The sequence below is a fragment of the Luteococcus struthionis genome, assembly GCF_048595755.1.
GTDB lineage: Bacteria > Actinomycetota > Actinomycetes > Propionibacteriales > Propionibacteriaceae > Luteococcus.
Map to the genome: position 1 here is coordinate 661829 of NZ_CP184360.1, position 19612 is coordinate 681440.

Sequence of the window (19612 nt, forward strand, 5' to 3'; positions counted from 1 at the left end):
GCGGGTGTCGATGACTGATCCGCCCCCACCCCTCAACGGGCGTCGATGGCCTCGATGAACCACTTGGTGATGCTGGCCGGATGGGTGATGGCGGTGCCCACGACGACGCTGGTTGCGCCTCGCCCGATGGCCTCGGCCGCATCGGCGGGGCTGTGGATGCGACCTTCGACGACGACGGGTTCGTCGAAGGTGCTGGTGAACTGGTTGACGATCTCCCAGTCGGGCCCGGAAGTCTTGGGACGTTCCCCGCTGTAACCGGCCAGTGTGGTGGCCAGGATGTCTGCACCCGCCAGACGCGCGGCATGGGCGTCGTCGAGCGAACCGCAATCGGCCATCACCAGGACCTCTGGGAAGCGCTGCTTGAGCCCGGCGATGGTCTCCTCCAGGGTGCGGCCGTCGGGCCGGGGCCGGCGGGTGCCGTCGAGGGCGACGATCTCGCATCCCGTGTCGGCCACCTGGAGGCAGTCGTCGAGCGTGGGGGTGATGAAGACCCCTTCGTGCCCCACCTTCACGATGCCGATGATCGGAACCTGCACGCGCTCCCGGATCAGGCGCAGGTCATCCAACCCCTTGGCGCGGATTCCGGCCGCCCCTGCGGAGGCCACGGACTCGGCGATCTGGGCCATGGTCCTGGGGTCCAGCATCGGTTCGCCGGGGTAGGCCTGACAGGAGACGATCAGGCGTCCTCGCAGTTGTTCGATCACGTCATTCATGGTGTGCTCCGTGGTTGGGGATGGGGTCGGTGAACAAGGTGGCGGCACCCAGCAGTGCTGCATCGTCGGCGTGCTTCGCGGCCACCACGGGGGTGTGGCGCACGCTGGCCAGCGCGCTAGCCCGGTGCCCCTCCCTGAGGCTCTGCCACCACACGTCACCCGCGTGGGACAACCCCCCGGTCACGACGATCCGCTCCGGGTCCAGCAGGTTGCACCAGCCGCCGATGGCTTCGCCCAGGGCCCTGCCGGAGGTGGTCACACTGTGCCGTGCCTCGGGGTCGCTCGAGGCTCGTTGCGTGAGCTCCCGGGCCGAGGCCGGGGCAGCACCGGGGCACAAGTGACGATGCAGCGCTTCCAGACCGCTTCCGGAGGCCACCGACTCCAGATGCCCGGTTGCGCCACAGCTGCACTGCAGACCCTCGGCCTGCGGACAGGGGACGTGCCCCAGGTGACCGGCCACGTGGTTCGCACCTTCCACCAGTCGGCCGTCGAGGATCATTGCCCCGCCCAGGCCAGTGCCAGCGGCCACCAGCAGCAGGGAGCGGGCGCCACGCCCTGCACCGTGATGCCACTCCCCCAGCGCGTGGGCGTGGACGTCGTTGATGACGCGCACCGGAAGAGCGAGCTCGCCGGAGACGGCCTCGGCAAGATGAGTGCCCGCCCATCCCTTGATCAGATCGGTGGCGGCCAGGATGCGGCCGCTCCCGCGGTCCACCACGCCAGCCGAGGCAATGCCGATGCCGGCCACGGGCCCATGCTCGATCCGCGACAGGGCCTCCAGGACTGCCTCGATCACGGCCTCGGCGCCCTCTCGGGCCGGGGTGCGCAGTCGCGACTGCACCTTCACGGCGCCGCGGTGGACGAGGGCGGCCCGAACATTGGTTCCCCCCAGATCGACGGCCAGGACCGGCATTCCGGATGATTCAGTCACGAGAACAATCCATTCGTCAGACATCTGATGTCTTCTTGGGCTAGAGTACCAGTGCAGGTCGACACTGCGCACGGGCCCCAGGCCCAGCGCCCTGGCTGGATCTGCCCTCACCTGCAGAAAGCGTGGAAGTCATGGGAACCTCTCGTCGCACCCAGGCCACCGAGAGCGTGCGTGAACGCATCAAGCAGTACATCGTCGACCACAACCTCACCCCCGGCGCGTCGATGCCGACCGAGTTGGTGCTGTGCGAGGAGCTGGGGGTCAGCCGCAGCAGCATTCGCGAAGCCATCCGACAGCTCGACGCCCTCGACATCGTCGACGTCCAACACGGCCGCGGCACCTTCGTCGGGAAGGTCTCCCTGGCACCCCTGGTCGACAGCGTCACCTTCCGCTGCACCATCGACCAGCGCGGGGCGGCACAGGTGCTGCGCGAGATCGTCGACGTGCGCCGTGCGCTCGACGCCGGCCAGGCCAGCGCGGTGGTCAACGCCCTGTCCCAGGGGCACCACCAGAGCCTGCATGACCTGGCCGATGCCATGATCGCGAAGTCGGGCGCCGGGCAGGAGTTCTCCGTCGAGGATCGGCTCTTCCACACCCGCCTGCTGGACCTGACGACCGGGAATGTGTTGGCCCGCAACCTGATCGCCGCCTTCTGGGACATCCACACGCACGTGATCGCCGAGGTCGACATGCCTCGCCCCGACGAGCTGCACCAGACGGCGAAGGCGCACAAGGACATGGTTGAGGCTGCAGAACGCGGCGACGAGGCCGCCTATCTGGAGGCGGTCAACGCCCACTACGCCCCGCTGCTCAACATCCTGGAGCGCATCCCCCACAACGGCTGAGGGCTGGCGCCGGCCGGGCGCGCCCGCAGCCGTCGTCCGGACCCGCATCCGCCGGGAGGCCTCAGGCTTCAGTGCCCTGTTCGTGGCGGGCCGGGGCCACCAGGGGCGGCGTGGCCACACCACCACCGGGGCGGGCCACCAGGCTGACGGGGGTGCCGTCCAGGCCCAGTTCCGCGGGCTCCACCCGGCGGAAGCAGATCGCCTCGTAGTCCCCCTGCTCATAGGCGATGCCCAGGCCCCCGTCCGCCAGGGCCACCAGGACCGAGTATCCCGCCGCCCCCTCGTCGAGCAGGATCGCGCCACCCCACGACTCGCCCTGGTCATCGGACAGGCGCAGGACCAATCGCCGACGCTGCTCCTCGTCATCAAGCAAGGAACACACCATGCGCCCCTGCCACTGCACCAGACCTCCATTGCAGGCGGGGTCGGTCAGTGCGGGATGGGGCGTGGGTGGCGTGAAGGTCCGGCCACCGTCGTGAGAGCGAGCCCATCGCCGACGCGGTGTCGCCCGGGCATGCAGCAGCAGGGATCCATCGGGGCACTGCGCAACCTTGTTCTCATCACAGTCGGGCCCGATCCACTCGCCCAGACGCCAGGTCTGGCCGCCATCGTCGCTGCACGCCATCGCCGCGTGGTGGTTGCCACGACCGTCACGCAGGACGAAGGGTTGCAGCAGGCGACCATCGCTCAGCGCACACCCGTTGCCCGAGGAGGCGAAGAGCCCTCCCACGGTGCTGGCTCGCAAGTCGTCGGTCAGCTCCCGGTGATGCCAGGTGGCCCCGTCATCACGCGACACCGCCAGCCAGTTCTCCAGCCCGGCCCCTCCGGGCACGGACGAGAAGAAGTTCTGCCCCGTGCTGGCGGTGTAGAAGCAGAGCAACCTGCCCGACGGTTCATGCCAGATCAGGCTGGCGTCGCCACAACCGCGCGCGGGGGTGGCGCTGCGCAAGGGCACCGGGGGGCTCCATGTTCGTCCGTGGTCGTCGCTGTGCGACTGCACGAGGCCGATGTCACCGGGCAGGTCGCGCCAGTCGGGCCGGTCATCCCAGACGCAGATGACTCGGCCGCTGCCGGTGACGGCCAGCGCCGGGATGCGCGGGCAGCGGCCAGATGCACCGTCGGCGAGGGCGGTCCACGCGTTCACTCCAGCAGCCCCACCTTGTGCAGGATCTCGCGAATGGCGGCCTCGTCGTTGGCGGTGAGTTCGCCAAGAGGACGCGGCATCCGAGCGGAGTCGATCACTCCGAGGGCTGCCAGGGCCTGCTTGAAGGCGCCGATTCCACCTGCATCACCCGAGCGCCCCTGGGGAACGAAGACGATCTTGAACAGCTCGGTCAACCGATCCTGCTCCTGCCGGGCCAGGTTCCAGTCCCCGGCCAGTGCAGCCTCGTGCAGCCTCACGTAGCCGTGGGGGTCCACATTGGCCAGTCCCGGCACTGCGCCGTCTGCCCCCAGCAGGTACATGCCGTCGCACATCACCTCGTGGCCGCTGAGGATGCTGAAGTCCGCCCCCAGCTGCTCCCGCTCGGTTACCAGCATGCGGAACAGGACGTCGTCGCCCGACGAATCCTTGATGCCGTGCAGCACCCCCTCCTGCGCAAGGGTGACGACCATCTGCAGTCCGAGCTTGCTGTGCACCCGGACGGGGATGTCGTAGGCGAAGACGGGAAGCGCGGTGGCAGCGGCCGCCAGCCGGAAGTGGTCTGCGGTCTCGGCCGCGTCGTTGAGGGCGTACAAGGGGGCGGTGACCACGACGGCATCGGCACCGGCCGCCTCCGCGCGACGGCACTGTTCAGCCACCCGGGGTGCGGTGAGGTCCGCGGTTCCGGCCAGCACGGGAACCCGGCCGGCAGCCTTGGCGACCACGTGCCGCATCACCGCATCGCGGTCGTCGTCGGTCAGGTAGGCCACCTGGCCGGACGACCCCAGCACGAACAGGCCATGGACCCCCGCGTCGATCAGGTGGTCGACCAACCGGTCCAGGCTTGCGAAGTCCACCGACCCGTCTTCGGCGAAGGGGGTCAGCAGCGGCGGGATGATTCCCTTGAACATGATGTGGTCACTTTCTTCTGGGGTGTTGGGCTCAACAGGTCACAGCAGCGATGGCACGGCACCGAGCAGGGTGCGCGTGTAGTCGTCCTGGGGATGCTCGAAGATCTCCCGGGCCGGGCCGGTCTCCACGATGCGGCCGTCCCGCATCACCGCGATGCGGTCGCTGACATAGCGCACGGTGGCCATGTCGTGGCTGATGAAGACGATTCCCAGCCCGAGTGCCTGCTTGAGGTCGGTGAGCAGGTTGAGGATCTGGGCGCGGACCGAGACGTCCAGCGCAGAGGTCGGCTCGTCGGCGACGATGATCTCCGGCTGCAGGGCCAGCGCACGGGCGATCGCCACCCGCTGGCGCTGCCCACCGGAGATCTGGCGTGGGAGCACGTCCAGCACCGAGCTGGGCAGGCCGACCAGTTCGACGAGTTCCTGCACCCGCCGAGTCCGCTCCTGGGCCGTACCGATGTGGTGGACGACCAGCGGTTCGATGAGCTGTTCACGCACCACCATGCGGGGGTTGAGTGCGGTGGCAGGGTCCTGGAAGACCACGGAGACGGCGCGCCCCAGGGCACGTCGGTCGTCGGCGGAGTGCCCCAATGGTTTCCCGTGGAACAAGACCTCTCCCGAGGTCGGGCGCTGCAGTCCGATGAGGACTCGAGCAGTGGTGGACTTGCCGCACCCAGACTCGCCGACGATGCCGACGGTCTCACCGGTGTTGATGTGGAAGTCCACGTCGTTGACCGCATGGACCTTTCCGGGGCGGAAGAGGCCGCCGGTGCGCGTGCGATGGATGACGTTCACCTTGCGCAACTCGAGCACGGGGGGCTGGGACGCTGTCGGGTTCATCGCTGGACCTCTCGCTCGCGGGCCTCGTGGGAGGCATAGCTGTGGCCGGTGCCGGGCACCTCGACCATGTGGGCTCGCTCGTGCAGGCCGACGTCGGGCTGGCTGGAGCGGGGTGCGAAGCGGTCGCCGTCCACGAAGTCCGACGGGGAGGGCACCACGCCGGGAACCTGGTGGAGGCGGCCGGTCCCCGATTCGATGGACAGCACGGCTCCGAGCAGTCCCCGGGTGTATTCGTGGCGGGGATCGGTGAGGATCTCGCGCGTGGGTCCGGTCTCCACGACCTGGCCGGCGTACATGACGGTGATGCGATGGGCCACCGACGAGACGAGCGCCAGGTCGTGGGAGACGAAGACCATCGCGAAGCCAAGCTTCTCGCGCAGGTCATTGAGCAGGTCGACGACCTGCTTCTGGACGGTCACGTCGAGGGCGGTGGTGGGCTCGTCGGCGATGACCAGCTTCGGGTTGCGGGTCAGGGCCATGGCGATCAGGACCCGCTGGCGTTGGCCTCCGGACAGCTCGTGCGGATAGCTGGCCAGCGTCCGTACCGGGTCCAGGCCCACCAGCTCCAGGAGCTCCTCGGCGCTGCGCTGCCCGCCGCGCGAGGTGAGTTGCTTCATCTGGGAGCGGATCAGCATCGACGGATTGAGCGAGCTCAGCGCGTCCTGGTAGATCATCGCGATGTCGTGCCCGCGCAGGGCGTTGTGCTGCTTGGGGGTCAGCTCGAGCAGGTTCTTGTCGTCGAAGAGGATCTGGCCGGTGATCTCGGCAGTGTCGGGGAGCAGACCCATGATCGCCATGGAGGTGATCGACTTGCCGCATCCGGACTCCCCCACCAGCCCCATGGTCTCTCCGGGGGCGACGCTGAACGAGACGTGGTCGACCACGTTGACTTCGCCGTGCGCCTGGGGGAAACGGATGCACAGGTCCCGCACCTCCAGCAGCGGCGCTGCCCCGTCCGAGGACGGGTGGAAACGATCGGTGCGGCGCTCTTCGGCCGCCGCGAGCGCGGCCAGCCGGTCCTCCAGCGGAATGGTGGCGTGTTCCACCTCAGCGGCCAGGGCGGGGACGACCGGAGCGCTCGACGCCTCGACCGCGTCGTCGAGCTTGACCTTGCGGCGCAGTCGGGGCGAGACCATGGCGTCGGTCATGCCTTCGCTGAGCACGTTGAGCGCCAGCACCGTCAGCAGGATCGCCAGGCCTGGGAAGAAGGTGGCCCACCAGCCACCCATCATGAGCAGCTGCTTGCCGTCGGCCAGCACATTGCCCCACGACGGGTTCGGCGGCCGCACACCGGCGTTGATGAAGCTGAGGGAGGCCTCGAAGACGATGGCGTCGGCCACCAGGACGGTGGCGAAGACCAGCACCGGCGCGATGCAGTTGCGAGCCACGTGCCTGATCAGGATGCGCGGGGTGGAGGCCCCCATCACACGCGTGGCATTGACGTAGTCCTCACCGAACTGTGACAGGACATTCGCCCGGATCACCCGCGTCAGCTGTGGGGTGTAGAGGAAGGCGATGGCCAGGATCAGCACGGGCAGCGAGCTGCCCCACACGGCGACGAAGACGGCGGCCAGGGCGATGCCGGGAAAGCTCATGATGATGTCGAGCACGCGCATCAGGACCTCGCTGACCCAGGTTCCCGCGGTGGCCGCGATGGATCCGAGCACCGCGGCGGCTGCCAGGGCGACGAGGGTGGCGCACAGTCCCAGGACCAGGGAGGAACGAGCCCCGTGGGCGACTCGCGCAAAGATGTCTCGCCCGATGGCGTCGGTTCCGAACCAGTGCTCTGCGCTCGGGGCTTGGGCAGGCATGGCGGAGCTGAAGGGGTCATGGCGGCACACCAGCGGCGCCAGCAGCGCCAGCAGCGAGACCAGGCAGATGACCAGCAAGGCGATGCGGGAAGACCACGGGAGCGCGCGAAGCCTCAGGCCGGGCTCGGAGAGTCGTCGGGTCAGGGAGCGTCGCACGTCACACCGTCCTGATTCGGGGGTTCACGAGGACGTAGAGCATGTCCACGAGGATGTTGATGAGGATGAAGGCGATGGCCACGGTGAGGGTCACGCCCTGCACCAGGAAGACGTCATTGCGGGTGACCCCGTCCAGGATGAGTTGGCCCATCGCCTGGATGTTGAAGATGATCTCGATGATGACCGCGCCACCCATCAGGTAGCCCACTCGCAGCCCGAGGACCGTGATGGGCGTGATGAGGGCATTGCGCAGCACATTGCGCGCAATGACCACGTGCTTGGGGATCCCGGCGCCGATGGCGGTGCGCACATAGTCACGGTCGAGTTCCTCGACCATCGAGGTGCGCACGACGCGAGTGAGGGAGCCGGCCACCGGCACGGCCAGGGCGAGGGCCGGCAGGGTGATGTTGTTCTGCCAGACCCCCGGATCATCGCCGAAGGGCACCCATTGGGAGACCACTGCCGGGAACAGGCCGGCACCACCGGGGACGGTGGACAGCCACTGGATGAGGAGGATCGCCAGCCAGAAGGAGGGGGTGGCCAGTGCCGCGATGGACAGCACGCGGATCACCTGGTCCACCCAGCGATCCCGGAAGAGTGCCGCCAGCACGCCGAGCACCAGCGAGGCGACCACGGCGATCACCAATCCCACCAGCGTGAGCTGCAGCGTGATGGGGAAGGCCTCGGCGACGAACTTGGTCACCGGGACGTTGCCGGCACTGGTACCCATGTCGCCCTGGGCCAGGTTCCCGAGAAACTGCACGTAACGCACCAACAGAGGCGAGTCGAGGCCGTGCTCGGCCCGGTAGGCGGCCAGCGCCTCCGGTGAGGCCGCCTCCCCAAGAGCCAGGCGCGCGGGATCGGCCGGGGAAAAGGACATCACGAAGAAGACGAGGAAGGTGACGCCCAGAACCATGACCGGCAGCGCCAACAACCGCCGTCCGATCAGTCTCAGCAATGTGGTCACGGATACTCCTGGGGGACGTGCGGTGGGGGCACCTGCTGGTGCCCCCACCGCGAGGAACTACTTGGTGGATGCGACGTCGATCAACGACAGCCCGGTCAAGGAGATGGGCTTGAAGTCGACCAGTGAGGAGTCGTCCCACGCAGTGCTCGGCTTGCGATGCAGCAGCGGGTAGAGCGGCACCGTCTCGGAGATCAGGTCGAACAGCTCGCCCCACGTGGCCTTCTGCTCCTCCCCTTCCTGGCTCTCGGCCTTGTCGAGCAGCTCCTGGACCTTCTTGTGGGAGGGCTGCCCCTTCCAGTGCATGCGGTTGTCGGTCCAGGTTTCGTTGGAGTACCACCAGCGCAGCAACAGGCTCGGGTCGGAGCCGAAGACCGAGGGATCACCAGGGGCGATCACGGCGTCGTAGGCAGCAGGCTTGCCGTCGATGGTGTTGTAGACATCGGCGGACTTCTTCTCGGTGAAGTCCACCTTCAGACCGGCCGCCTCCAGGCACTCCTTGATGATCGGAGTGGCCTTCTTGACCCAGCCGTGGTCGGTGCACAGCAGCCGGATGGAGCTCAGACCCGTCTCCTTGAACAGGGCCTTGGCCTTGCCGACGTCGTAGGAGTAGACCGTCTTGGCCTTCTTGTAGTCCGGGTGGGTCTCGTGCAGGAAGCTGGTGGCCGGGCTCGCATTGTCCAGGTAGGCGGTCTTGATGATCTTGTCCATGTCCAGCGCGTAGAGGAAGGCCTGCCGGTTGCGCACCTCCTTGAAGGGCGCGGAACCCACGTTGAACATCGCGAACAGCAGCGAGAAGCCCTGCACGGCCTCGACCTTCGCATTGGCCTTGAGGGTCTCCACCGACAGGTCCGGCACCTGGTCGATGGCCTGGACGGCCTTGGAGCTCATGGCATTGATGCGAGTCGAGTCGTCGGGCATCACCTTCCAGACCATCTTCGCCGCCTTCGCCGGCCGCGAGCCGTTGTAGTCGTCGAAGCGCTCGAAGGCGAGTTGCTTGCTGGTGGCCGAGTTGTCGGTCAGCTTCCAGGGGCCGCTGCCCACCGGCTTGGCGTCAAAGGCCTTCGCATCCTTGGAGACCAGGGCCTTGGGAACGATCTTCACCACGGCCAGTCGCTGGGGCACCAGCGAGAACGGGGCCTTGAGCTTGAAGGTGATGGTCTTGTCGTCCTTGGCGGTGACACCGTCCAGGAAGCTGATGAACTGCACGTAGAGCGACTGGTTCTTCGGGTCCAGGACGCGTTCGAAGCTGAACACGACGTCCTCGGCGGTGACGGGGCTGCCGTCGTGGAACTTGGCCCCCTCGCGCAGGGTCGCCTCCCAGGTGTGCTCGTCCACCTTCTTGGGCAGCTCCTTGGCCAGCGCCGGGTAGATCTCACGCGTCCCGCTCGGAAGGACCTCCGTCAGGCCCTCCATGGTGTGCCAGTTGGCGGCAACCGTCAGGGCTGCGGATGTTGTCATCGGGTCGAAACCATTGGTGCCGAGTTCGTAGCTGATGGCCGTGGTGATGGTGCCATCGGGGTTGCCTGCCGCTGCCGACTCTGCGGAGCCATCGGCGCGATCTGCGGGCGAGGTGCCACAGGCCGACAGGGTTCCGGCGAACGTCATCGCGGCTCCGAGGGCAGTGGTGAGGCGCAGGAAGTCGCGGCGAGTCGCCGTCGGGAAGGTGCCGTTCGTCATTGAAGTCTCCTTTGAAATCAGACGTCCGATGTCCGATGAGTTGGAGTATAGCCAGCAGAGGGGTCGTGGGGAACAGCGGGCAGGCCCATTTGGCCACTCGTCAGCAAGAGGCGGGGCGCCCGCTGACACCCCGCCCCTTGCCGCATCAGTAGGTCACCCCAGCGAGACCGTCGGGGCCTTCGTGACGACCGTGGTCACGTCAGCGCCCGAGGTGGAGACCCAGGTCACCTCCGGCGTGAAGGCCCCGGCCGCCAGGTCCTCCTGGGTCAGGACGTGATGGGCGGAGGTGCAGGTGTAGCTCCCCTTGCCCTTCAGGTTCGTGTAGCGACAGTTGCGAGCATCCACGGCGGGGTCCAGACCCCGCAGATTCCCGCTCGGCACCACCGTGGTGCTGGCATTGGTCAGGTTGCGGACCGTGTAGGAGAAGCGCAGCACGTCCCCCACCGCATAGGAGCTCTGGGGGTTGGTGTGCGTGGCCTGGGACACCTCGATTCGCCCGTCCAGCTCGTCGGCAGTCTTGGGCACGCTCACCCGCCAGGTGAACTGGGACGTGCGCCCGTCGCGCCCCGTGACGGTCACGGGAATCTCGTAGACGCCGCCACGCGTCTGCGCCGGGACGCTCAGACTGACCGGCAGGCTACGACCCTGACCCGGGGGAACCGCGACGGTGTCGCGGTCCAGTCCGTCCAGAACCCACCCTGCGGGCAGTGTGACCGCCACGTCCTTCACCACCAAGGCGCGGCCTTCCTGGTTGGTGATGGTCAGCCTGGTGTCGTGGGTCTGCCCCCGCTCCACGGCGGCCTCGGGCAGCTGGACAGGAGCGCACTGCCCGCGCAACCAGTCCAGGTTGAAGTTCGCATAGGCGATCCCGTTGGCGGGCTCATAGGCCAGGCCGAAGGTGCCATCAGGCAGGGCGGCCAAGGTGGAGTAGGACATCGAGTCGGCCTTGAACTCCCGGGCGATGGGCCAGGTACGACCGTCGTCGCAGCTGGCGCGAATCGTGCCGTGGGCACGTTCGGTGGCGCTGGCGGAGTTGGAGAACAGCAGGACCTTGGCCAGGCCACTGCCCTTGGGCGCATCGGGGAAGGCACGGATGATGGAGGCATTGTTGGCTGGATCGGGCAGCTGCTTCTCCAGGGTGACAGGACCATAGGTGATGCCCCCATTGCTGGAGTAGGCCACCTTGCGATAGCCGGAGCGGGCCGAGTCACGCGAGTTGAGCATGACGCGTCCGTCGGAGAGCTCGACGGTCTTGTTCTCGTCCATCCGGGTGCCCACCGGCTTTCCGGAGTGCCACGTCTTGCCATGGTCGTCGGAGTAGATGCTCACTGCCCGGAAGTCACCGGTGGCCGTCACGATCGTGAACTGCTGCAGCAGCCGACCCTTGTGGGGGCCGTACTTGAGCTGGATGCCCTGGCCCGAGGCAGCAAAACGCGACCGGACGCTCAGGTCTGGAGTGATGTCGGCGGTGATGGTGCGGTGCTCCCACGTGGCGCCGTCATCCTTGGAGACGCTGACTTCGGCGTGGAGCACATTGCGGTCATCGGGGTCCACGCCAGGGCGAGAGGCCGCCAGGCCGGCATCGAAGGAGTGCACGTGGAAGTTGAAGATGTCCCCGCTCTCCTCGTCGACGATGTAGCTCGGATCCGAGAAGCCCTCCTTCGGCGCCTCGACCTTGCCCTGGCGAATCACGGACATGGCCTCGAAATTGCGGCCCCCGTCGGTGGAGCGGCGCTGCAGGATCGAGTTCGGCCCGGGAGCGTCGATCCCGGTGGGTCGACCGTCGTAGGAGACCAGCACGTCGCCCGAGGGTGCGACCGTCAGCGCTGGAATGCGGTAGTTGGGAAAGCCCTGCTCGCCGTGCACTGCAACCATCTGCTCGCGATAGAAGGGATCGTCCCCGGCGAATGGAGAATGGGCCTTGCCCGAGGGGGCTGCGCCTGCGGGGGCCAGCGGCAAGGCCAGCAGGGCCAGTCCAAGGGCGGCGACGGTCAGTCGCGCGGGTCGGGGTGGGAGACGGAACATGGGATCCTCCTTGATCCAGTCATAAGACATCTGACCTCTGAGCCTGAGGTGAGGATGCCCCGGAGTCAATGGATCGCTCAACAACCCTGCGCAGGCACCGCACCGTGGCCGCCACTGGCCCGGCGCATCGGCACGTGCGGTATGCCGTCCTCGACGAAGGCCGGCCCACACACCTCGAAGCCAAAACGGCGGTACCAGTGCTCCAGATGGGCCTGTGCATCCAACACGCAGCTGCGCGGCCCGACCTGCTCCAGAGCCTCGCCCATGAGCATTGACCCCAGTTTGGTTCCGCGATGATCCCTTGCCACCGCCACTCGCCCGATCCGCAGTCCGTGGTCCTCGCTCAGGATGCGCAGTGTCGCCACCACGTCCCCACCATCCTGCGCCCACAGCTGTACGGCGGTGGGCTCCAGATCCCGTCCGTCGAGTTCCGGATAGGCGCAGGCCTGCTCCACGACGAAGACGTCGGTCCGCAACCGCAGGATCTGGTAGAGCACCGCGGGCTCCAGGTGCACCAGAGGGGCGGCATGGATGTGGATCATGCCTTGCCGCCGGGCTTTCGAGCGACGATCGTGAAGGTGCACGGGATCCGGTCAGGAGTGGGCCAGACCCACCCGGCGTCGGTCTCCACCATGGCCGGGCTGAAGCGCCAGGGCAGGGTCTGGCCCTCGTCGAAATGTTCCAGCACCAGGCCAGCTGTCAGCAACGACCCGATGACCTCGCTGAGGGAGTGGGGCCACTCATAGCTGCGCTGGTGTTCGACGGTGCCGTCACCCAGGTAGGTTCCCGGGTCGTCCCACTGCTGCGCAGCACCGGTCGGGAAGTACCGGAAGACGACGCGGGGGTTCGCCCCCACTTCCTCCAGTGCAAAGAGCATCGGATGTCCATCCTGGATGTAGAAGACGCCGCCCGGACGCAGCAGCGCAGCAATCTGGCGGGCCCAGACGCCCAGGTCGTCGAGCCAGCAGATGGCACCGATGCTGGTGTAGACCACGTCGAAGTCCCCGGCAACCGCCTCCCGCGCAGCAAGGGCATCGGCCTGTACCCAGGTGACCTCTTCACCGGTGCGGGCCACCAGCCGGCGGGCGACGTCCAACGAGGCGCCCGACTGGTCGAGCCCCGTCACCCGGGCACCGCACCGTGCCCACGAAAGCGTGTCGGTGCCGATGTGGCACTGCAGGTGTAACAGGTCCAGCCCGTCGACGCCCTGGCTCCCCAGATGTTCCCGCAGTACGGCAAGGTCGCCGACAACTTGCGGGGAAATCCGTCCGGGATCCTCGACGTAGGCCTCAATGCCGTAGGAGTCCTCGTGGAGGCTGGCCCGGTCGTCCCAGTTGAGGCGATTGGCCTCGCGAGCCTCGTCCCAGGCGATGGTGACGTCAGTGGCCTGCGGTGTCTCGGTCATGTCGTGGACGCTACCGCGACACCGCCCCTCACCCCACCGATTTTCCAGCGGTCACTTCACCCACGGTCTGGACACCCACGGATTGCCCCGCAGGTAGAAGCGTCGGGGAGCATCCGCATTCTTCGTGATCCCCACCCGAGTCGTCGTCACGATCTGCGACGGCGCCACCGGCTCGCGACGCACCAGCTGCAGCGGCGCTTCGGTCAGATCGTGCCCGCGCAGGTCCAGCCGGATTCCCATGGCCTGACACAGCTTTCCCGGGCCGTTGGTCACCTCCACACCACCGCGGCCCCGTCGTTGCTCCATCTCGGCCAGTCCCTCCAGCGGTTCGGCCGCGCGGATCAGCACCCCGCATCCGAACCCTTCGGGGCCGGCGACCACGTTCATGCAGTGGTGCAGCCCGTGGATCAGGTAGACGTAGGCGTGCCCGGCGGCCAGGAACATCGCGTCATTGCGCGCGGTGCGTCCGTGGTGAGAGTGGCTGGCCGGATCACCTTGGTCGTAGGCCTCGGTCTCGACGATGCGCACCCGCAGGGTCTGTCCCTGCATCTCATGGACCAGTTCGCAGCCCAGCAGGCGCTGGGCCGCGGTCTCTGCGTCGGTCTCGAGCCACTGCCAGTTGTCGGTCACTGGTGATTCTCCCTTGGCTCGAAGCTGCCACGTTCCCGGTACAGCTGCACCGATTCGCGCAGGGCCTCCAGGATGTAGGGCGGGTAGTCCATTCCTTGGTGATGGGCCCAGAGCAGGTTGGCCTCCAACCGGCCGATCTCCTTGGCGTAACGTTCCACTTGCTCGTCGAAGCCCAGCTGGTGGATCACCTCCCCCATCTGGTGCTTGTGCAGCTGCATCCCGTTGGTGCCCACCAGGTTGTACGACCGGCTGCGAAGCAGACGTGCGAAGTGCAACTGCCACGGCCTGAGCTCTCCATCCTGGATCATCTTCTGCGCGCTCAGCCGGTAGAAGGCGAAGTGGCCCGGCTCCTGCTGCTTGATGGGACGGATGATGGTTTCCGCAATGGCACGCTCCCCCATCTGCTCGAGGCCCTTGACGAACTCCGAGTAGGCGAGCACTGCCTGACGCTCCGTCGATGCGCCGGTCAAGTAGTACAACAGCCGCGAGACGTCCTGCACCTGCCCCAGGTGGGACAGTGCTCCCAGCACCTTCATCTTCAAGCCGACTTCCAGCACAGGCGGCGTGGGACGCAGCCCAAGATCATCTTGTAGTTGATCAAGGATTCGTCCATGAGCCAGCTCCTGGGGACCCCACACGTCGGCGTAGAAGAAACGATCCACCTCGTGCGGCTCCGGCATGATCAGCAGCAATTCCAGGAGGTTGCGTTCCACCTCCAGCTCGACGCGCCCCAGATAGTCAATGGTGGTGGCAAAGCGGCGCCTCACCGCTCGAGGATCCCGGATGGACCTGTCCACCGACCCGATTTCCAGCGGTGGATGCTCTTGCTGCATGCGCTCCACTTGATCACGCAGCTGCTGGTCCGTGATTCTCCTGCCCGTCATGTCTCCTCTTCACCGGCTCCCCGTCTCACCGAAGGACTCAACGCTGTGGCACCCGGCCCTCCTGACCACGTGTGTGATTGTCGGCCAGGCGACGAGGAAGTCACAGCCACCATGACGCCTCCACTCAAAGTTCTCAAGGCAGGGCGCCGGAGGCAAGATTCCCCGCGAGACGCGCCGCACCTGGTTCCGCCCCGGCCATGCCACCGCTGCCCTGCGACTTCCCGCGGCCGCATCACTCCGCGTTCCAGAGCTCGCGGTAGGAGTCGATCAGACCCGCATCCAGACGCAACCCGTCCTCGCAGTAGGAATCCAGGAAGTGCCCACTCCACCCGGCCCCATAGTTCCACTCCAGGCTCTGCAGTGCGGGTGCCAGATCGGCATGTCGATCCCCCACTCCTGTTCTCCCGCAGTCCACGTAGCCGCTGACCTCCGCGTCGTCTCCGATCAAGAAGTTCGGGCTACAGGCATCCCCATGGCAAACGACTCGATGCACCGGAGACGGCGTTGGAATCTCATGGCAATTCTTGGACTTGAGCCCGAGAATCCGTTCCCCGGCGCTCCAACCGAAGGGACATCCCTGCACCGGCACGAGATCATGGAAACGCCGTAGGCCACGGCCCAACGCCGGCACCACCACGCCAGGCCTGTGCCGGTTCGCGTCGGAGACAGAATTGTCGCCGTTGAGGCCACGTGTCAGAAGCCAGGCATATGGACCCTCATGGCCCCACGCGACTGGCTGAGGGACACAGACCCAGCGTGCCAACCATGCAAGCCGCTGGACCTCTGCATCGACGTCGAATTCCGGGTGTGCTGGGCCAATCTTGAGGAAGTCCCTCTCGGGGCCTTCACCCAACTGCCACGTGGTGCCGCCGATCCCGTTGACCCAGACGGCCTTGACCACGCGATCGCCGGCCTGCTCCGCGACGATGTCCGGTAGCGGAATTTCGTGCCTCGGGATGCTCATGCACCTACCATCCCACGCCCGCAACAAGCCATCTCGACGATGAGCGTTGGCGTCCAGGCGTGGTTCCCCCCTCTCCGGAAGAAGAAAGGGTCGTGAACGTAATTCACCCCTCCGGGAAGGTGGTCACCGTAGTGAACACTCCCGAAGGGGTGAATATTATAAGTCCGGCGGCGTCCTAGTCTCCCACAGGATCCCTCCTGCAGTACCATCGGCTCTAAAAGGCTTAACTTCCGGGTTCGGAATGGGACCGGGTGTTTCCCTTTTGACATGGCCACCGAAACACTATGGAGATATCTCGTAACCAGACCCCCACCTGGTGGTGGGGGTTGGTTCCCGACCGTATCTCGGGAACCACACAGTGGACGCGTAACATCTTTGTAGGTAGTACAAGCCCTCGGCCTATTAGTATCGGTCAGCTCCACACATTGCTGTGCTTCCACATCCGACCTATCACCCGGTGGTCTGCCGGGGGCCTTACCAGATTAATCTGTGGGAACCCTCATCTTGAAGCGTGCTTCCCGCTTAGATGCTTTCAGCGGTTATCACTTCCCAACGTAGCCAACCAGCCGTGCCCTTGGCAGGACAACTGGCACACCAGAGGTTAGTCCGTCCCGGTCCTCTCGTACTAAGGACAGCACTTCTCAAGATTCCTACGCGCGCAGTGGATAGGGACCGAACTGTCTCACGACGTTCTAAACCCAGCTCGCGTGCCGCTTTAATGGGCGAACAGCCCAACCCTTGGGACCGACTCCAGCCCCAGGATGCGACGAGCCGACATCGAGGTGCCAAACCATGCCGTCGCTGTGAGCGCTCGGGCAAGATCAGCCTGTTATCCCCGGGGTACCTTTTATCCGTTGAGTGACGGCGCGTCCACATGCCACCGTCAGATCACTAGTCCCGACTTTCGTCCCTGCTCGAGGTGTCCCTCTCACAGTCAAGCTCCCTTGTGCACTTACACTCAACACCTGATTGCCAACCAGGCTGAGGGAACCTTTGGGCGCCTCCGTTACCTTTTGGGAGGCGACCGCCCCAGTCAAACTACCCATCAGGCACTGTCCCTGAACCAGATCATGGTCCTAGGTTAGATATCCAGAACAGCCAGAGTGGTATTTCAACGATGACTCCACAACCACTGGCGTGGCCGCTTCACAGTCTCCCACCTATCCTACACAAGCTGTACCGAACACCAATACCAAACTATAGTAAAGGTCCCGGGGTCTTTCCGTCCTACTGCGCGTAACGAGCATCTTTACTCGTAATGCAATTTCGCCGAGTTCATGGTGGAGACAGCGCCCAAATCGTTACTCCATTCGTGCAGGTCGGAACTTACCCGACAAGGAATTTCGCTACCTTAGGATGGTTATAGTTACCACCGCCGTTTACTGGGGCTTAAGTTCACCGCTTCGACTAGCGTCTAACAGTTCCCCTTAACCTTCCAGCACCGGGCAGGAGTCAGTCCGTATACGTCCTCTTTCAAGTTGGCACGGACCTATGTTTTTAGTAAACAGTCGCTTGGGCCTGGTCTCTGCGACCATCAACGCTTCCCCCAGCAAGTGGGTTCACGCATCAGGTCCCCCTTATTCCGAAGTTACGGGGGTATTTTGCCGAGTTCCTTCACCATGATTCTCTCGATCGCCTTGGTATTCTCTACCTATCCACCTGAGTCGGTTTGGGGTACGGGCGGCTCACAACTCGCTCACGAAGCTTTTCTAGGCAACATAGGATCACTCACTCATCCGACACAGTCGGACTCCCCATCATGTCTCAGGCACACAGACGGCGGATTTGCCTACCGTCAACCCTACACACTTGGCCCGGGACAACCATCGCCCGGGATGAGCTACCTTCTTGCGTCCCTCCGCAGCTTGCCTACTACACACTTGGTTCACAGACTCGCCACCACATCACCCGAAGGATCCGTGACAGCTCGCGTGCTTAGCATCATGCGCCTCAGCATGGACGTTGTTTCGCCGGTACGGGAATATCAACCCGTTGTCCATCGACTACGCCTGTCGGCCTCGCCTTAGGTCCCGACTTACCCAGGGCAGATTAGCTTGACCCTGGAACCCTTGGATATTCGGCGGACGGGTTTCTCACCCGTCATTCGCTACTCATGCCTGCATTCTCACTCGTGTGCTCTCCACGACTGGGTCACCCCGCCGCTTCACCGCGCACACGACGCTCCCCTACCCACCCACACACCTGCCACGAATGGAGGTTATTGTGTGAGTGCCACAGCTTCGGTGGATAACTTGAGCCCCGCTAAATTGTCGGCGCGGAATCACTTGACCAGTGAGCTATTACGCACTCTTTCAAGGATGGCTGCTTCCAAGCCAACCTCCTGGTTGTCTGCGCAACTCCACATCCTTTTCCACTTAGTTATCGCTTAGGGACCTTAGCTGATGATCTGGGCTGTTTCCCTCTCGACTACGAACCTTATCGCCCGCAGTCTCACTGCCACGCTCTCACTTTCCGGCATTCGGAGTTTGGTTGATTTCGGTAAGCTGTTGGGCCCCCTAGACCATCCAGTGCTCTACCTCCGGAAAGAAACACGCGACGCTGCACCTAAATGCATTTCGGGGAGAACCAGCTATCACGTAGTTTGATTGGCCTTTCACCCCTATCCACAGCTCATCTCCTCGGTTTTCAACCCAAGTGAGTTCGGTCCTCCACGACGTCTTACCGTCGCTTCAACCTGGCCATGGATAGATCACTACGCTTCGGGTCTAGAGCGTGCGACTCAAACGCCCTGTTCGGACTCGCTTTCGCTACGGCTTCCCCACACGGGTTAACCTCGCCACACACCACTAACTCGCAGGCTCATTCTTCAAAAGGCACGCCGTCACCCCGCAGGGCTCCGACGGATTGTATGCGATCGGTTTCAGGTACTATTTCACTCCCCTCCCGGGGTACTTTTCACCTTTCCCTCACGGTACTTGTCCGCTATCGGTCACCAAGGAGTATTTAGGCTTAACGGGTGGTCCCGCCAGATTCATGCAGAATTTCAGGGGTTCCGCACTACTTGGGGTAACGCTCACAAGTGATCAACTTACGTCTACGGGACTCTTACCCTCTCTGGTCTGCCTTCCCAGACAGCTCAACTTCATCGATCATTTCTTACTTGCCGACCACATGACAGTATGGTCCAAGCGGCCCCACAACACCGCATGTGCAACGCCTGTCAGCTCTCACACACACACGGTTTGGCCTCTTCCGCTTTCGCTCGCCACTACTCACGGAATCACGGTTGTTTTCTCTTCCTATGGGTACTGAGATGTTTCACTTCCCCACGTTCCCTCCAACTGCCCTATACATTCAGGCAGAGGTTGCCGGACATGACTCCGGTCATTTCAAGGTTTCCCTATTCGGAAATCCACGGATCACAGCTCGTTTACCAGCTCCCCATGGCTTATCGCAGGTTACAACGTCCTTCATCGGCTCTTGGTGCCTAGGCATCCACCGATCGCACTTAGTAGCTTGTAAAAATCTACAAAGATGCTCGCGTCCACTGTGCAGTTCTCAAAATACGGGCGGCACCACAACCTCACACCAACCAGGCGATCAGTTCGTGGCCCGACAGAAAGACCGCCGCAAAGCGACCAGCCCTTCAGGACCCAACAGCGTGCCACACCCAACCCCGGACCATGCCACTTTCCACTCCCCCACCACAGCAGGGGCTGTACTCACAACACACTCCAAAACATCAGGTGCA

The 19612-nt window shown here is 64.8% G+C and carries 15 protein-coding genes and 2 rRNA genes; 1 reads left to right on the top strand and 16 read right to left on the bottom strand.

Translation table 11 applies throughout. From position 1 onward, the window contains the following. Positions 1–32: 32 nt before the first annotated feature. The gene (locus ACOAMO_RS03130) at positions 33–713 is read right to left on the bottom strand and encodes an N-acetylmannosamine-6-phosphate 2-epimerase (protein ID WP_420176140.1); all 681 of its coding nucleotides are present in this window, start codon (positions 711–713) and stop codon (positions 33–35) included. Continuing rightward, positions 706–1644 (bottom strand): ROK family protein, encoded by a 939-nt coding sequence (locus ACOAMO_RS03135; protein WP_420176141.1) that lies wholly within the window; start codon positions 1642–1644, stop codon positions 706–708. The genes ACOAMO_RS03130 and ACOAMO_RS03135 overlap by 8 nt, the downstream gene beginning before the upstream one ends. Positions 1645–1775: 131 nt before the next feature. On the opposite strand from ACOAMO_RS03135, the gene ACOAMO_RS03140 reads away from it, so the two are divergent. Continuing rightward, complete coding sequence (locus ACOAMO_RS03140; RefSeq protein WP_420176142.1) at positions 1776–2489, top strand: FadR/GntR family transcriptional regulator; 714 nt, start codon at positions 1776–1778, stop codon at positions 2487–2489. 61 nt (positions 2490–2550) lie between these two features. Here ACOAMO_RS03140 and ACOAMO_RS03145 read toward each other — a convergent pair whose 3' ends face one another. From ACOAMO_RS03145 to ACOAMO_RS03210, 14 genes are all read right to left on the bottom strand, one after another. Beyond that, positions 2551–3633, bottom strand: coding sequence for a sialidase family protein (locus tag ACOAMO_RS03145; RefSeq protein WP_420176143.1), 1083 nt, complete (start codon positions 3631–3633; stop codon positions 2551–2553). Further along, on the bottom strand, positions 3630–4541 hold the full coding sequence (locus tag ACOAMO_RS03150) for a dihydrodipicolinate synthase family protein (RefSeq protein WP_420176144.1): 912 nt from the start codon (positions 4539–4541) through the stop codon (positions 3630–3632). The genes ACOAMO_RS03145 and ACOAMO_RS03150 overlap by 4 nt, the downstream gene beginning before the upstream one ends. Positions 4542–4580: 39 nt before the next feature. Then, positions 4581–5381 carry an ABC transporter ATP-binding protein gene (locus ACOAMO_RS03155; RefSeq protein WP_420176145.1) on the bottom strand — a complete coding sequence of 267 codons (801 nt, stop codon included), beginning with the start codon at positions 5379–5381 and terminating at the stop codon, positions 4581–4583. Beyond that, the gene (locus tag ACOAMO_RS03160) at positions 5378–7348 is read right to left on the bottom strand and encodes a dipeptide/oligopeptide/nickel ABC transporter permease/ATP-binding protein (RefSeq protein ID WP_420176146.1); all 1971 of its coding nucleotides are present in this window, start codon (positions 7346–7348) and stop codon (positions 5378–5380) included. The genes ACOAMO_RS03155 and ACOAMO_RS03160 overlap by 4 nt, the downstream gene beginning before the upstream one ends. A 1-nt stretch (position 7349) precedes the next feature. Beyond that, a complete protein-coding gene (locus ACOAMO_RS03165; RefSeq protein ID WP_420176147.1) occupies positions 7350–8315 on the bottom strand; it encodes an ABC transporter permease in 966 nt (321 codons plus the stop codon). 57 nt (positions 8316–8372) lie between these two features. After that, on the bottom strand, positions 8373–9992 hold the full coding sequence (locus tag ACOAMO_RS03170) for an ABC transporter substrate-binding protein (protein WP_420176148.1): 1620 nt from the start codon (positions 9990–9992) through the stop codon (positions 8373–8375). A 153-nt stretch (positions 9993–10145) separates the two neighbouring features. Then, positions 10146–12017 (bottom strand): exo-alpha-sialidase, encoded by a 1872-nt coding sequence (locus ACOAMO_RS03175; protein ID WP_420176149.1) that lies wholly within the window; start codon positions 12015–12017, stop codon positions 10146–10148. A gap of 77 nt (positions 12018–12094) precedes the next feature. Continuing rightward, positions 12095–12559: a GNAT family N-acetyltransferase gene (locus ACOAMO_RS03180; RefSeq protein ID WP_420176150.1), complete on the bottom strand. Its 465-nt coding sequence runs from the start codon at positions 12557–12559 to the stop codon at positions 12095–12097. Continuing rightward, a complete protein-coding gene (locus tag ACOAMO_RS03185; RefSeq protein WP_420176151.1) occupies positions 12556–13422 on the bottom strand; it encodes a class I SAM-dependent methyltransferase in 867 nt (288 codons plus the stop codon). Before ACOAMO_RS03185 ends, ACOAMO_RS03180 begins: the two co-directional genes overlap by 4 nt. A 51-nt stretch (positions 13423–13473) precedes the next feature. Then, a complete protein-coding gene (locus ACOAMO_RS03190) occupies positions 13474–14052 on the bottom strand; it encodes a DNA-3-methyladenine glycosylase (RefSeq protein WP_420176152.1) in 579 nt (192 codons plus the stop codon). Next, positions 14049–14819 carry a GTP-binding protein LepA gene (locus tag ACOAMO_RS03195; RefSeq protein ID WP_420176153.1) on the bottom strand — a complete coding sequence of 257 codons (771 nt, stop codon included), beginning with the start codon at positions 14817–14819 and terminating at the stop codon, positions 14049–14051. Before ACOAMO_RS03195 ends, ACOAMO_RS03190 begins: the two co-directional genes overlap by 4 nt. Before the next feature lie 349 nt (positions 14820–15168). Beyond that, the gene (locus tag ACOAMO_RS03200) at positions 15169–15900 is read right to left on the bottom strand and encodes a phosphotransferase (RefSeq protein WP_420176154.1); all 732 of its coding nucleotides are present in this window, start codon (positions 15898–15900) and stop codon (positions 15169–15171) included. Positions 15901–16062: 162 nt separating this feature from the next. Then, positions 16063–16179, bottom strand: a 5S ribosomal RNA gene (gene rrf, locus ACOAMO_RS03205). A gap of 103 nt (positions 16180–16282) precedes the next feature. Further along, positions 16283–19383, bottom strand: a 23S ribosomal RNA gene (locus tag ACOAMO_RS03210). Between the last annotated feature and the right edge of the window lie 229 nt (positions 19384–19612).

Excerpts from the sequence above, each read along its gene's own strand:
- ACOAMO_RS03185 (WP_420176151.1), bottom strand. The coding sequence starts at position 13,422 with ATGACCGAGACACCGCAGGCCACTGACGTCACCATCGCCTGGGACGAG.
- ACOAMO_RS03200 (WP_420176154.1), bottom strand. The coding sequence starts at position 15,900 with ATGAGCATCCCGAGGCACGAAATTCCGCTACCGGACATCGTCGCGGAG.
- ACOAMO_RS03140 (WP_420176142.1), top strand. The coding sequence starts at position 1,776 with ATGGGAACCTCTCGTCGCACCCAGGCCACCGAGAGCGTGCGTGAACGC.
- ACOAMO_RS03155 (WP_420176145.1), bottom strand. The coding sequence starts at position 5,381 with ATGAACCCGACAGCGTCCCAGCCCCCCGTGCTCGAGTTGCGCAAGGTG.
- ACOAMO_RS03150 (WP_420176144.1), bottom strand. The coding sequence starts at position 4,541 with ATGTTCAAGGGAATCATCCCGCCGCTGCTGACCCCCTTCGCCGAAGAC.
- ACOAMO_RS03130 (WP_420176140.1), bottom strand. The coding sequence starts at position 713 with ATGAATGACGTGATCGAACAACTGCGAGGACGCCTGATCGTCTCCTGT.
- ACOAMO_RS03180 (WP_420176150.1), bottom strand. The coding sequence starts at position 12,559 with ATGATCCACATCCATGCCGCCCCTCTGGTGCACCTGGAGCCCGCGGTG.
- ACOAMO_RS03175 (WP_420176149.1), bottom strand. The coding sequence starts at position 12,017 with ATGTTCCGTCTCCCACCCCGACCCGCGCGACTGACCGTCGCCGCCCTT.
- ACOAMO_RS03170 (WP_420176148.1), bottom strand. The coding sequence starts at position 9,992 with ATGACGAACGGCACCTTCCCGACGGCGACTCGCCGCGACTTCCTGCGC.